Origin of the sequence: Methylobacterium trifolii (assembly GCF_022179685.1) — a bacterium.
GTDB lineage: Bacteria > Pseudomonadota > Alphaproteobacteria > Rhizobiales > Beijerinckiaceae > Methylobacterium > Methylobacterium trifolii.
Genome location: NZ_BPRB01000137.1, coordinates 1 through 12,509 on the forward strand (window position 1 = coordinate 1; position 12,509 = coordinate 12,509).

Consider the following 12,509-nt stretch of genomic DNA (forward strand, 5'->3'; position numbering starts at 1 on the left):
GGGAGCGCCGTATCCGGAAGCGTCGCTCCCCTACCCGACTTAGCTCGCGGGCCACCCTCTCCCAACCCAAGTCGGGCTTGCCCGACTTGGGCACCCAGGATGCAGATCTCGGGCAAGCCCGAGATCTGTGAGGGGAGAGGGAAACGCCCGCGCTGTTCGCAAGACCAGAGCCCATGTCCTCGAAACCTGCTTGGCCCCCAGTGAAGGCGACACCGGTTCGGCATGAGGCGGCGCGTCAGGTCGAACCGCCGGAACCGGTATCCTGGTATCCCGGCAGAATTTGCCGACAGGATCAAAAGCCTTAACCCTTCGGTAACCATAACGGCCGTCAATGATCCGGTAAGGAATCGACGAGCCGCAATGAGCCAAGCCCCACCCGATCCCGTCCTGCCGGAGGCCGCCGCGGCGCCCGTCCGGCTTCCGCTGGCCTTCCGCGGCCGGGCCTTCAAGGCCCTGGCGCTGACGCCCGAGACGCCGCTCCAGGACTGGCTCGCCGGTCTCGACGCGGCCCTCAAGCGGTCGCCCACCCTGTTCGACGGCCGTGCCGTCGTCCTCGACCTCGCGGCCCTCAAGCCCGAGCCGGACGCCCTGCGGGCGCTGGTCGACGACCTCGCCCGCCGCCGCATCCGCATCCTCGGCCTCGAGGGGGCGGACGAGGCCGAGGCCGGCCTGCCGCCCCTCCTCGTCGGCGGGCGGCCCGCCAGGAACCTCGAACTCCCGGCCCTGCCGGCCGAGCCCGAGGAGCCGACCACCACCTCGCTCACCGTCGAGGGCTCGGTCCGCTCCGGCCAGTGCGTGGTGCACCCGACCGGGGACGTGACCGTGATGGGCTCCGTCTCCTCCGGGGCCGAGATCCTGGCGGGCGGCAACATCCACGTCTACGGGGCGCTGCGCGGGCGCGCCATCGCAGGCGCCGCCCGCAACCCCCGCGCACGCATCTACTGCCGCAAGTTCGAGCCCGAGCTTCTCGGGATCGACCGCCTCGTCCGAACGGCCGAGGACATGGGGACGAATCTGAGGGGCAAGCCCGTTCAGATCTGGCTCGATGGCGGCGCTATCCGAATGGCAAGCTTGGATTAGGGAGTAGCGAGAATGGCAAAGGTTCTCGTCGTCACATCGGGCAAGGGCGGCGTCGGTAAGACGACCACCACGGCGGCACTTGGCGCGGCGATCGCGCAGGGTGGACAGAGCGTCTGCGTCGTCGACTTCGACGTGGGCCTGCGCAACCTCGACCTCGTGATGGGGGCCGAGCGGCGGGTGGTCTACGACCTCATCAACGTGGTCAACGGCGACGCCAAGCTCAACCAGGCGGTGATCCGCGACAAGCGGCTCGACACCCTGCACCTGCTCCCGGCCTCGCAGACCCGCGACAAGGACGCGCTCACGGACGAGGGCGTGGCCCGCGTCATGGACGAGCTGCGGGAGAAGTTCGACTGGGTGATCTGCGACAGCCCGGCCGGCATCGAGCGCGGGGCCCAGCTCGCCATGCGCCACGCGGACGTGGCCGTGGTCGTGACCAACCCCGAGGTCTCCTCGGTGCGCGATTCCGACCGGATCATCGGCCTGCTCGACTCCAAGACGCTCAAGGCGGAGCGGGGCGAGAACATGGACAAGCACCTGATCCTGACCCGCTACGACCCGGCACGCGCCGACCGCGGCGACATGCTCAAGACCGAGGACGTGCTCGAGATCCTCTCGATCCCGCTGCTGGCCATCATCCCCGAGAGCCAGGAGGTGCTGCGCGCCTCCAACCTCGGCTGCCCCGTGACCCTCAACAACCCGCTCTGCGCGCCGGCCCGCGCCTACGCGGACGCGGCCCGCCGGCTCAAGGGCGAGACGGTGCCGATGAGCATGCCGTCCGACCGCAAGTCCTTCCTCGACAAGCTCTTCATGCGGAGGGCGGCATGAGCATCCTGGGTTTCCTCAACAAGCGCGCCTCGGGCTCCGTCGCCCGCGAACGCCTGCAACTGATCCTCGCCCACGAGCGCGCGGAATCCGGCAGGCCCGACCTGGTGATCACGCTCCGCGAAGAAATCCTCGCGGTCATCGCCAAGCACGTCGCAGTGGAGCGCGACAAGGTGAAGATCACCTTGGAGCGCGGCGAGGGCGTCTCGACGCTCGGCGTCGACATCGAGCTGCCGCTGAGTTCGGCCAATACCCTGACCGCCCAGAAGCAGAAGCGGGCGGCTTGAACGGGCAGGACGGCGCTCAGCCCCGTTCGCGCAGGCTGAGCGCCAGAGGCAGGGCCGAAAGGCTCAAGCCCGACATCACCCAGAAGCCGCGTGCCTCGAACGCGGCGTAGAGGCTGCCGGCAGCGAGCGTCATCGCGACGCCGGCCAACCCGAGGCCGACCGTGCCGTAGAGGCTGAGCGCCGTCGCCCACAGGGAGGCCGGCGTCTGCGCCTCGATCAGGCCGAGGCAGGCCAGGTGGAGCAGCGCGAAGCTCAGGCCGTGCAGCATCTGCGCGCCCGCGAGCCAGGGGATCGCTACCGTCTCGGCCATCACCGCCCAGCGAAAGGCGCCTGCCACGGCCGCCAGCATCAGCCCGCCCGCAGGCCCGATCCGGGCCAGCAGCCACGGGCCGGCGAGGAGGAAGACCAGCACCTCCGCGGCCACGCCCTCCGACCAGAGCAGGCCCGCCGCGCCCGCGCCGATCCCGGCCCCGCGCCAGAGGATCATCGCGAAGGCGTCGTGCATGGCATGCGCCCCGATCACCAGGGCGGCCGCCAGCACGGTGCGGCGGAAGCGCGGGAGCCGCAGCAGGGTCGTGAAACCCTGCCGGGACGGCCGATCCTCCCCCTTGTCGGTTGCCGGGTCGGCGGGCAGCAGCCCGGCAGCCGTCGCGGTGGCGAGGAACAGCAGGCCGCCGGCGGTGACCGCGGCGGCGAGCCCTTGCGCCTGTACCAGTCCACCGGCTGCGCCCGTCGCCGCGATGAAGGCCGCCGAGCCCGCCGCCCGGACCCAGCCGTACTGGAAGGCCCGCCCGCCCTGCGCCGCCGCCAGGGCGAGGGCGTCGGCCAGGGGCGCGAGCGGCGCGGTGCCCAGCGCATAGGCGAGGCCGAGCAGCAGCAGCGGCCTGAAGCCGTAACCGGAGAGATGCGCCAGGGCGGCGCACCCGGCGATGCAGGCGCCGGCCGCGAGGATGAGGCGGCCCGCCCCCCGCCGGTCCGCCAGACCACCGGCCAGGGGCCCGGCGAGGAGCCGCAGGGCGCCCGCACCGGCCAGGACGTATCCGATCTCCTGCGCCGAGAGTCCGCGCGAGGCCAGGAAGTTCGGCAGGATCGGCGAGAGGCAGCCATAGGCCCCGTAGAGGGCCGCATAGAGCATGAGAAAGCGGGTGAGGCCGCCCCGCGATCCCGCAATGCCCGTCCTACTGGTGTTCATGGCGTACGGCTCGCGTCGCGGGAGCGGGGCCGGAGCGTAGGGCATGTCCGGTGGATCGGTCACGCGACGCTGCGGCGAAGTGGCTGCGGGCCGTGGTCCGGCAGGACGGCGGGACAGGGGCTTCTTGACACCGGCGGGCCGGGGGCCGACCCATCGCATCGGAATGTCCCCGTTCGGCGGGGCGTCGAGCGGAGATGCAGGTCCGATGCGGTTGCGCCACGTCACGCGTTCTCTCGGGCCGATGGTCCTGGCGGTGACGCTCGGCCTCGCTGCGGCGGGCCCCGGCCCGTTACGCGCGGCCGAGCCGGTCTACCCGGCAGGCTCGCGCTTCGGCTTCGATCCGCCCCCGGACATGGCGCCCTCGCGCCGGTTCACCGGCTTCGAGCGCAAGGAGGGAGGCGCCACGCTCTCCGTGGTGGAACTGCCGCCCTCGGCCTTCCCCGAACTCGTCTCCACCTTCACCGACGCCAACCTGCTGAGCCAGGGCTTTACCGTGGAGAAGCGCGAGCCGGTGAAGGTCGGCGAGGCGGAAGGCCTGCTGTTCACCGGGGAGCAGCCGGGCGACGCCGCCGCCTCGACGCCGGCCGTGCGCAAGTGGCTCCTCCTCGTCGGCGACCCGACCGTGACCGGCATGATCGTGGCGCAGGCCCTGCCCGACGCGGAGAGCGAGCGGACCATGCGGGCGCTCGTCACCGGCGTCACCATCCGGCCGGCGCTCACCCTGAGCCAGCAGGTCGAGGCGCTGCCCTTCCGCATCGCCGACCCTGCGGGGTTCAGGCCGGTGCGGGTGCTGGCCGGCAACTCGATCCTGCTGACGGCAGGCCCGAAGGACCAGATGACCAACCTGGAGCAGCCGATCCTGGTGCTGGCCCAGGCGGTGCAGCAGCCGCCCTCCGCCGACCAGCGCGACGCCTTCGCCCGCGCCGCGCTCTATTCGAACCAGACCATGAAGGACTTCGTGATCGAGCGCTCCCAGAGCTACCGCTCGAACGGCGTCGACTGGCACGAGATCGTGGCGCGCGCCACCGACATGCCCACGAGCACGGCCGTGGTGGTCGCCCAGACCATCCGCTTCGCCCCGGACGGATACCTGCGCGCGCTCGGCGTCGTCCGCCAGGACCAGCGGGAGGGGACGCTGGCCAAGTTCCGCGAGGTCGTGGACAGCGTGCAGGTGAAGTAGGGCACCGGTCCCGTCAGGGGCCGGGGCGGCGATCCCTCGAAAGCCGCTGTGGCGGCGTCAGGGCGCGATGAGCACCCCGCGGAGCGGGGGTTTCCGGGGCTCGCGTCCCGGAAAACTTAGGATGGAGCGGAAGCCTGAGCCCGCGTGCGCCGGCGACCGAGGCCGGGCAGAGGATCCGTGCGCGCGCTTTCAGGCGATTGCACCGACGGCGGCCGGCGCCGGGGTGCCGGCGCGGGCGTGGTGGGCCTTGAGCATCGGCCGCAGCGCGGCGATGGCGAGGAAGGCGGCGAGCAGGTCCATCGCGGCCACCGTGTAGAGGACGGTGGACCAGGTGCCGGTGGCCTGCATCAGGAGGTTGCCCACCGGCACGAACAGGGCGGCCAGCCCCTTGGCGCAGTAGAGCACTCCGTAGATCTTGCCGATGTGCTTGGAGCCGAAGGTGTCGGCGGCCGTGGCACTGAACAGGGAGTAGACCTCGCCCCAGGCCAGGAACACGATGCCCGAGAGGATCACGAAGGCCCAGGGGTTGTGACCGAAGGTGCCGAGCGCGACGATGCCGACCCCCTCCATCGCGAAGGCGATGAACATCGTCTTCTCGCGGCCGATGCGGTCGGAGACCCAGCCGAAGAGCGGGCGGGAGATGCCATTCATGATGCGGTCGAGCATCAGGGCGAAGGGCAGGGCCGCCATGGCGAAGAAGTACAGGTTCACCTGGAAGTTCTTCACCCCGAGGTCCTGCGCGATCACGCCGAGCTGGGCCACCGCCATCAGACCGCCTGTCACCGTACAGGTGAACATCAGCATCAGCATCCAGAACACCGGCGTGCGCAGGGCCTCCGAGAGGGTGTAGTCGCGCCGGCTCTGCTGCACCGTGGTGGAGAAGCGGACCTCGCCGGCCGCCGGACCCCGCAAGGCGATGCTGGCCGCGATGATGACAGCCCCCTGGATCAGGCCGAACACGAAGAACGCCTGGGCGTAGTTGCCGGAAGCGATCATGTTGGCGATCGGCAGGATGGTCAGCGCCGAGCCGGCGCCGTAGCCGCCCGCGGTGAGGCCCACGGCCAGCCCGCGCCGGTCGGGGAACCATTTGAGGGCGTTGTTGATGCAGGTGGCGTAGACGCAGCCGACGCCGATGCCCCCGACCACGGAGCCGAGATAGAAGCCGGAGAGCGAGGTCGCGTAGGAGTTCACCACCCAGGCGAGCCCGGTCATCAGGCCGCCGAACATAACCACCCGGCTCGGGCCGTACTTGTCGATGAAGTGGCCTTCGATCGGGGTGAGCCATGTCTGGACCACGACGAAGATCGTGAAAGCGACCTGGATCGCGGCCCGATCCCAGCCGAAGGTCTTCTGGATCTCGGGGACGAACAACGTCCAGGCGTACTGGATGTTGGCGGCGGCCACCATGCAGAGCACGCCGAGCCCGAGCTGGACCCAGCGGCCGGACAAGGGCTTCTCCTCGGCGCGAATCGCGGCGGAGGTTGTCATCGCGTCGTCTCCCTGACCCTGCGCCGGAGGCTGTTCTTTGGCCGAAAGCCCTCTCGGGTCCGGCTCCGCCCACGGTCGATGCGCACGCCCTCGAACCCGGATCGCCCGGAGATCCGTCAGGGTTCGCAAGTATTCAATATTCGAAATGCCGTAGAACTTGGCAATCAGAAAATTTTTGATGCGGCGTCAGGCGCTGCCGGATTAGGCGGCAGCGTTCGCACGTAAATGCACGTCCGCACGCGGCGGCGGACTCCTGACGGCGGCCGCGGACGCCGCCCCGGCTAACCCGCGTCGTCGGGTTCCGGCCCGCGGGTGGCGTCGAGGCCGGTGCCGGCGGCGGGCGGCGGCCCGACCGTGACGGCGGCCCCGGTGCGGGCGGCCTCGTAGATCGCCTCCATCAGCACCTGGTCCTGCAGGCCCTCCTCGCCGGGCGTGCGCGGGCGGCGGTTCTCCTGGATGCAGCGGGAGAAGTGGTCGATCTCCAGGGCGAACTGGTTCTTGGGGCCGAGCACCCGCTCGTCGCGCGAGACCGCCTTGCCGTCCCGGTGGGTCACGGTCAGGCGCTGGCCGCGGTAGGCGAAGGCGTTCTCCAGGTCGATCTCGGCGCCTGCCGTGTGCAGGGTCAGCCGCCGGGATTCGTGCACGCCGTAGCTCGTCATGCACTGCGCGACCACGCCGGAGGGAAAGCGCAGGGTGAAGCTCACGCTCTCCTCGACCTCGCGGAACTTCGGGTCGTCGGCGGGCGAGACGCTCTGGGCCCGCACCAGGTCCGGCTCCTCGCCCAGCAGCGCCCGGACACCGTTGAGGCAGTAGAGGCCGATGTCGGGCAGGGCGCCCCCGCCCGAGAGCGCACGCTTCAGGCGCCATTGCTCGGGCAGGCCGGAGGTCTGGCCGTTGAAGGCCTGGATCAGCCGGGGCTTGCCGAATTCCCCCGAGCGGGCGAGGCGTGCCACCTCGCGGTTGTAGGGCTCGTATTGGCAGCGGTAGGCGATCATCAGCCGGACGTTGGCCTGGGCGCAGGCCGCGATCATCGCGCGGGCCTCCTCGGAGGAGGTCGCCATCGGCTTCTCGCACAGGACGTGCTTGCCGGCGCCGGCCGCCGCGACGACGTGGTCGCGATGGAGGGCGTTCGGGGTGACGACGTAGACCGCCTGCACGTCCGGGTTGGCCTTGAGGCGGTCCCAGTCGCCGTAGCCGTAGACCGCCTGCTCGGGCACGCCGTATTGCCGGGCGACCAGTTTCGCCTTGTCCGGGCTTCCCGACATCAGCGCCGTGACGCGCGAGCGCCTGGCCTCACCGAGCGCCGGCAGGATCTCCTCCAGGCTCAGGCGGCCCAGGCCCACGATGCAGTAGCCGACGCGCTGTCCCGGGGGCTGCGGCGCGGGCGGGGGCGGAGGCGGCTGGTCGCCCGCGCCGCGCCAGTTTAGGAACACCACCCGGCCCCCCTGGATCGCCCCGGTATCGGCCGGGATCGCCGGGCCGGGCGGCCCGGAGGCGGCCCGAGCCCCACCGCCTGCCGCAAGTGCGGCGCCGGTGAGCGCGCCGCCGACCCGCAGGAGGGTGCGCCGGGAGAGCCGGGTGTCGTCGTCTGCCATGAACCTGTCGTCCCGCCGGGTACGGTGAGGCTCTGGAACGTGGCCCCGCAGACCGGGGTTCCGGCCTGCGGCAACGGTGAAGGCCGCCTGCTACTCCGCCGCGGCGTGCTGGGCGTGGAGGCGCACGGCCGTGGCCGAGAGCTTGTTCAGGGCCGAGAGGTAGGCCTTGGCGGAGGCCACCAGGGTGTCCGGGTCGGCGCCGCGGGCGGTCATGCTGCGCTCGCCGGCCTTGAGGCGCACGGAGACCTCGGCCTGCGCGTCCGTGCCCTCCGTCACCGCGTGGACCTGGTAGAGTTCGAGCTGCGCCTCGTGCGGCACCAGCGCCTTGATGGCGTTGAAGACCGCGTCGACCGGCCCGTTGCCGTCGGCCTCCTCGGTGAAGGTCCGGCCGTCCATGGCGACCTTCATGGTCGCGCGCTGCGGGCCCCGCGTGCCCGCGATCACCGAGAGGGAGACGAGGCGGATGCGGTCGTGGGCCGTGGCGAGGTTCTCGTCCACCAGCGCCTCGATGTCCTCGTCGTAGACGTGCTTCTTGCGGTCGGCCAGCGCCTTGAAGCGCTCGAACACGTCCTGGAACTGGTTGTCGGAGAGCGTCAGGCCCAACTCGTCGAGCTTCGAGCGGAAGGCGGCGCGGCCCGAATGCTTGCCCATCACCAGGTTGGTCTTGGACAGGCCGACCGAGGCGGGCGTCATGATCTCGTAGGTCTCGGCGTGCTTGAGCATGCCGTCCTGGTGGATGCCGCTCTCGTGGGCGAAGGCGTTGCGGCCGACGATCGCCTTGTTGAACTGCACCGGGAAGTTGGTGGCGTGGCTGACGAGCTTCGAGGCGCGGGTGAGCATCTGGCTCTCGATGCCGGTCTCGTAGGGCATCACGTCCGCACGCGTGCGGATCGCCATCACGATCTCTTCGAGCGCCGCGTTGCCGGCCCGCTCGCCGATGCCGTTGATGGTGCATTCCACCTGCCGCGCGCCGCCCTCGATCCCGGCGAGCGAGTTGGCGATGGCGAGCCCCAGGTCGTTGTGGCAGTGGACCGAGAACACCGCCTTGTCGGCATTCGGCACGCGCTCGCGCACCTGGCGGAACATGTCGCGGTACTCGCCCGGCGTCGCGTAGCCCACGGTGTCGGGCAGGTTGATGGTGGTGGCGCCGGCCTTGATCGCCGCCTCGACGCAGCGGCAGAGATAGTCGATGCTTGTGCGGGTCGCGTCCATGGCCGACCATTCCACGTCGGCCACGAGGTCGCGGGCCTGGGCCACCGTCTTGAGGATGATCTCGATCACCTCGTCCTCGGTCTTGCGCATCTGGTGCACGAGGTGGATCGGCGAGGTCGAGACGAAGGTGTGGATGCGGCCCTGGCGGGCCTGCCGCACGGCCTCGCCGGCGCGGGCGATGTCGGCCGGGATGGCGCGCGCCAGCCCCGCGATGGTGGCGCGCTTGGTGCGCCGGGCGATCTCCGAGACCGCCTCGAAATCGCCGATCGAGGCGATGGGGAAGCCCGCCTCGATGACGTCGACGCCCATCGTGTCGAGCAGGTCGGCGACAGCGAGCTTCTCGTCGAGCGTCATGGTCGCGCCGGGGCATTGCTCGCCGTCGCGCAGGGTGGTGTCGAAGACGATGACGCGCTCGCGGGAGGCGCCGGTCGCGGGGGGCGTGGTCGTAGCTGTCGTGGTCATGGATCTACCCTGTCGCGGGCCGCCCCCGCGCTCTCGCGGCCGGGCGGCATCAAGCCTGTGGGTGGCATGCGATCCCCTGAAGGCCCAGGCGCGCGCCCGGACGGCCCTCAGGGGCGGGTAAGCGGAAGACCGGTGAGAAGCGCGCGCGACCGCGCCGCCGCGACGGCGGCCAGCACGGTTTCGGACGCTGAGCCGGCTCTGGCCAAGGCTCGCCACTCCTCGAGGGGCGCGACCCTGCCGGTCTCGGCCTGGCTCGCGCATGTTCAGGGTGGGTGACTATCTCTGCGCGGGGGGAAACACAAGGGCGGCGTCGGCCTCCACCGAACGCGGCGGGACCTTCGGCGTTGCCGGTGGAACGGATGCGGGGCGATCCCGGCCGAGAGGCGAAGCGCGATGACCAAGCCATCGAAGGCACAGGACGAGACGGTCGGACGCGTGATGCACGCGTTCAAGCACGGGGACCTCAAGACCGGCGGCAACGGGCCGCCGGTGAAAAGCCGCAAGCAGGCGATCGCCATCGCCCTGCACGAGGCCGGCGCCACGAACCGGGAGAGCCCGGCGGAGAACCGGGCGGCCTTGCGCCGCACCAAGGCCAAGGAACGGGCGAAGGAGCAGGTGAAAGCGACGGACGGTGAGTCGGGGGGCGCCTCGGAGCCGACGAAGGCCGCCCTCTATGCCGAGGCGAGGCGACGCGGGATCACCGGCCGCTCCACGATGAGCAAGGCGGCGCTGCAGGCCGCGCTCCGGTAAACTCCCGGCGTTCAGCTTCCCGGCTTCCAGACGGCGTCGGAGACCGTGATCGGCTTCGGCAGGAGCTTCAGGGCATGGAAGCTGTCGGCGACCCGCTGCTGGTCGGCGATGGCGGCCGCGTCGAGGGGGGCGACGCCGTAGGACTGGCGCTTGAGCGCCACCGCCAGGATCGGCGCCGGGATGCCCACGCCCGGGGCGAGTTCGGCCGCGACCGCATCGGTGTTGTCCTTGGCCCAGGCGTCGATCTCGCCGATCGCGGCGATGGTCGCGTCGAGCACCGGGCGGTTGGTGTCGGCGAAGCGCCGCCCGGAGAGGTAGAACTGGCGGTTGGGCGCGAGCCCTTCACCGGTGGCCAGCGTCCGCGCGCCGGTGGAGCGCTCGCCCGAGGCGAGGTAGGGGTCCCAGATCACCCAGGCGTCCACTGCACCCCGTGCGAAGGCCGCCCCGGCATCGGCCGGTGCGAGGAAGGCGGTCTTGATCGCGTCGTAGGGCAGCCCCGCCTGTTCGAGGGCGCGCACCAGCAGGTAGTGCACGTTCGAACCCTTGTTGAGGGCCACCGTCCGGCCCTTGAGGTCGGCCACGCTCTTCACGGGCGAATCGGCCGGCACCAGGATCGCCTCCCCGCGCGGGGCCGGCGGCTCGGCCGCCACGTAGACGAAGTTCGGGCTCGCGGCCTGGGCGAAGATCGGGGGCGCCTCGCCGGCCGAGCCGAAATCGATCGCTCCGGCGTTCAAGGCCTCCAGCAGCGGCGGGCCGGAGGGGAACTCCGCCCATTGCACCGCATAGCCCAGGGGCTTGAGCGTCTTCTCCAGCAGGCCCTTGCCCTTGAGGAGCACCAGGGTGCCGTACTTCTGGTAGCCGATGCGGATGACCTTCTCGTCGGCCCGCACGGTCAGCGTCGTGAGCAGCAGGAGCGCGAGGACCGTGAGCAGGGTCCAGGCCCTGTGGAGGGCTGCGTGCGGGAGGGGGCGGGTCGTGGCCGGCATGGGCGGTCTCCGAACGGCGGGTGGGATCGGACCGGAGGGCGATGAGTCAGTCGCACTCGTCGCCCTCTGTCCGCGCGACTGCGCGGCGGCGGGCGTCAGTGCGCGCCGACGCGGCGAAGCGGCACGATGTCGTTGGCCATGACCTCGCCGAAGGGGCCGTCGTTGCGGGCCGTGGTCGGGGCGTTGCCGGTGGTCGCGCGCAGGGGGAGCTTGGGGAAGACCAACTCGGCGAAGCGGTAGGCCTCCTCCAGGTGCGGGTAGCCGGAGAGGATGAAGCGGTCGATGCCCAGATCGATGTACTCCTTCATCCGGTCGGCGACCTGGTCGGCCGAGCCGACGAGCGCCGTGCCGGCGCCCCCGCGCACGAGGCCGACGCCGGCCCAGAGGTTGGGCGAGACCTGGAGCTTCTCGCGGCTGCCCCCGTGCAGCGCCATCATCCGGTTCTGGCCGACCGAATCCATACGCTTCAGGGTCGCCTGGGCCTGGGCGATGGTGGCGTCGTCGAGCCGGGAGATCAGCCGGTCGGCCGCCTCCCAGGCCTCGCCTTCGGTCTCGCGCACGATCACGTGCAGGCGGATTCCGTAGGAGAATTCTTTACCGCGCCGCTCCGCGGCCGCCCGTGCGAGGGCGATCTTCTCTGCGACGCCCTGCGGGGGCTCGCCCCAGGTGAGGTAGACGTCGCAATGCTCGGCCGCGACCTCGATCCCGGCAGGCGAGGAGCCGCCGAAATACAGCGGCGGGTAGGGCTTCTGCACCGGCGGATAGATCAGCCGGCCGTCCTCGGCGCGCAGGTGCTCGCCCGCGAACGTCACGGTCTGCCCGGCCATCAGCCCGCGCCAGATGTGCAGGAACTCGTCGGTGACGGCGTAACGCTCGTCGTGGGCCAGGAAGACGCCGTCGCCCTTGAGCTCCACCGGGTCGCCGCCGGTGACGACGTTGATGAGCAGCCGCCCGTCCGAGATCCGGTCCAGGGTCGCGGCCATGCGGGCGGCGGCCGAGGGCTCCATCAGCCCCGGCCGGATGGCGACGAGGAAGCGCAGGCGCTGCGTCAGGGGGGCGAGGGCCGAGGCGACCACCCAGGAATCCTCGCAGGAGCGTCCGGTCGGCAGCAGCACCCCGTAATAGCCGAGGTCGTCCGCCCCTTGCGCGATCTGCCGGAGGTAGGAGAGCGAGACCTGGCGCGCGCCCTCCGAGGCGCCGAGGTAGCGCCCGTCGCCATGGGTCGGCAGGAACCAGAGGACGTCGGTCTTCCCGTCGTTCGATGCGGTCATGGTGGTCTCCGTATGGCTCAGGCGGCGGCGGGCTCGCCGAGCAGGTGTTCGAGGATGCGGCCTTCGAGACGGGCGAGGTCCGGGTCGCCGCGGCGGCGCGGCGACCCGCACGTCGAGGGCGATGCGGCCCTCGTCGACCACGAGGATGCGGTCGGCCATCGCCACCGCCTCGCCCACGTCG

The 12,509-nt window shown here is 71.2% G+C and carries 11 protein-coding genes and 1 pseudogene; 5 read left to right on the plus strand and 7 right to left on the minus strand.

What is annotated here, in order from left to right; genetic code table 11:
* Nucleotides 1-360 precede the first annotated feature (360 nt).
* From minC to minE, 3 genes are read left to right on the plus strand one after another with little or no spacing between them, the layout of a single operon-like run.
* A complete protein-coding gene (gene minC / locus COGEMETH_RS13000; RefSeq protein WP_238183063.1) occupies nt 361-1,080 on the plus strand; it encodes a septum site-determining protein MinC in 720 nt (239 codons plus the stop codon).
* 12 nt (nt 1,081-1,092) lie between these two features.
* Nucleotides 1,093-1,908, plus strand: coding sequence for a septum site-determining protein MinD (gene minD / locus COGEMETH_RS13005; RefSeq protein WP_238183065.1), 816 nt, complete (start codon nt 1,093-1,095; stop codon nt 1,906-1,908).
* Nucleotides 1,905-2,192 (plus strand): cell division topological specificity factor MinE, encoded by a 288-nt coding sequence (minE, locus tag COGEMETH_RS13010; protein WP_238183067.1) that lies wholly within the window; start codon nt 1,905-1,907, stop codon nt 2,190-2,192. The genes minD and minE overlap by 4 nt, the downstream gene beginning before the upstream one ends.
* Nucleotides 2,193-2,208: 16 nt before the next feature.
* On the opposite strand, the gene COGEMETH_RS13015 is transcribed toward minE, so the two are convergent.
* Entirely contained in the window at nt 2,209-3,384 is a 1,176-nt protein-coding gene (locus COGEMETH_RS13015) for an MFS transporter (protein ID WP_238183069.1), read from the minus strand.
* 205 nt (nt 3,385-3,589) lie between these two features.
* Between COGEMETH_RS13015 and COGEMETH_RS13020 the strand changes: the two genes are divergently transcribed.
* Complete coding sequence (locus COGEMETH_RS13020; protein WP_238183070.1) at nt 3,590-4,564, plus strand: hypothetical protein; 975 nt, start codon at nt 3,590-3,592, stop codon at nt 4,562-4,564.
* A gap of 189 nt (nt 4,565-4,753) precedes the next feature.
* On the opposite strand, the gene oxlT is transcribed toward COGEMETH_RS13020, so the two are convergent.
* The 3 genes from oxlT to COGEMETH_RS13035 all read right to left on the minus strand — a co-directional run bounded on the left by oxlT (nt 4,754) and on the right by COGEMETH_RS13035 (nt 9,321).
* Nucleotides 4,754-6,052, minus strand: a complete 1,299-nt coding sequence (gene oxlT / locus COGEMETH_RS13025) for an oxalate/formate MFS antiporter (protein WP_283214991.1) — start codon at nt 6,050-6,052, stop codon at nt 4,754-4,756.
* Between the two features lie 281 nt (nt 6,053-6,333).
* Nucleotides 6,334-7,647 (minus strand): Gfo/Idh/MocA family protein, encoded by a 1,314-nt coding sequence (locus tag COGEMETH_RS13030; RefSeq protein ID WP_238183071.1) that lies wholly within the window; start codon nt 7,645-7,647, stop codon nt 6,334-6,336.
* 90 nt (nt 7,648-7,737) lie between these two features.
* Nucleotides 7,738-9,321 carry a 2-isopropylmalate synthase gene (locus COGEMETH_RS13035; RefSeq protein WP_238183072.1) on the minus strand — a complete coding sequence of 528 codons (1,584 nt, stop codon included), beginning with the start codon at nt 9,319-9,321 and terminating at the stop codon, nt 7,738-7,740.
* 393 nt (nt 9,322-9,714) lie between these two features.
* On the opposite strand from COGEMETH_RS13035, the gene COGEMETH_RS13040 reads away from it, so the two are divergent.
* Nucleotides 9,715-10,071 carry a DUF6496 domain-containing protein gene (locus COGEMETH_RS13040; RefSeq protein ID WP_238183073.1) on the plus strand — a complete coding sequence of 119 codons (357 nt, stop codon included), beginning with the start codon at nt 9,715-9,717 and terminating at the stop codon, nt 10,069-10,071.
* An 11-nt stretch (nt 10,072-10,082) separates the two neighbouring features.
* On the opposite strand, the gene COGEMETH_RS13045 is transcribed toward COGEMETH_RS13040, so the two are convergent.
* From COGEMETH_RS13045 to COGEMETH_RS13055, 3 genes and pseudogenes are all read right to left on the minus strand, one after another.
* Nucleotides 10,083-11,057 carry a sulfonate ABC transporter substrate-binding protein gene (locus tag COGEMETH_RS13045; RefSeq protein WP_238183074.1) on the minus strand — a complete coding sequence of 325 codons (975 nt, stop codon included), beginning with the start codon at nt 11,055-11,057 and terminating at the stop codon, nt 10,083-10,085.
* A 95-nt stretch (nt 11,058-11,152) separates the two neighbouring features.
* Nucleotides 11,153-12,328, minus strand: coding sequence for an FMNH2-dependent alkanesulfonate monooxygenase (ssuD, locus tag COGEMETH_RS13050; RefSeq protein WP_238183075.1), 1,176 nt, complete (start codon nt 12,326-12,328; stop codon nt 11,153-11,155).
* 17 nt (nt 12,329-12,345) lie between these two features.
* Nucleotides 12,346-12,509, minus strand: a pseudogene (locus COGEMETH_RS13055) (ABC transporter ATP-binding protein); the annotation flags it as partial.

What these genes read in the sequence shown, in the direction of transcription:
- minC (WP_238183063.1), top strand. Translation starts at nt 361, where the DNA reads ATGAGCCAAGCCCCACCCGATCCCGTCCTGCCGGAGGCCGCCGCGGCG.
- minD (WP_238183065.1), top strand. Translation starts at nt 1,093, where the DNA reads ATGGCAAAGGTTCTCGTCGTCACATCGGGCAAGGGCGGCGTCGGTAAG.
- minE (WP_238183067.1), top strand. Translation starts at nt 1,905, where the DNA reads ATGAGCATCCTGGGTTTCCTCAACAAGCGCGCCTCGGGCTCCGTCGCC.
- COGEMETH_RS13015 (WP_238183069.1), bottom strand. Translation starts at nt 3,384, where the DNA reads ATGAACACCAGTAGGACGGGCATTGCGGGATCGCGGGGCGGCCTCACC.
- COGEMETH_RS13020 (WP_238183070.1), top strand. Translation starts at nt 3,590, where the DNA reads ATGCGGTTGCGCCACGTCACGCGTTCTCTCGGGCCGATGGTCCTGGCG.
- oxlT (WP_283214991.1), bottom strand. Translation starts at nt 6,052, where the DNA reads ATGACAACCTCCGCCGCGATTCGCGCCGAGGAGAAGCCCTTGTCCGGC.
- COGEMETH_RS13030 (WP_238183071.1), bottom strand. Translation starts at nt 7,647, where the DNA reads ATGGCAGACGACGACACCCGGCTCTCCCGGCGCACCCTCCTGCGGGTC.
- COGEMETH_RS13035 (WP_238183072.1), bottom strand. Translation starts at nt 9,321, where the DNA reads ATGACCACGACAGCTACGACCACGCCCCCCGCGACCGGCGCCTCCCGC.
- COGEMETH_RS13040 (WP_238183073.1), top strand. Translation starts at nt 9,715, where the DNA reads ATGACCAAGCCATCGAAGGCACAGGACGAGACGGTCGGACGCGTGATG.
- COGEMETH_RS13045 (WP_238183074.1), bottom strand. Translation starts at nt 11,057, where the DNA reads ATGCCGGCCACGACCCGCCCCCTCCCGCACGCAGCCCTCCACAGGGCC.
- ssuD (WP_238183075.1), bottom strand. Translation starts at nt 12,328, where the DNA reads ATGACCGCATCGAACGACGGGAAGACCGACGTCCTCTGGTTCCTGCCG.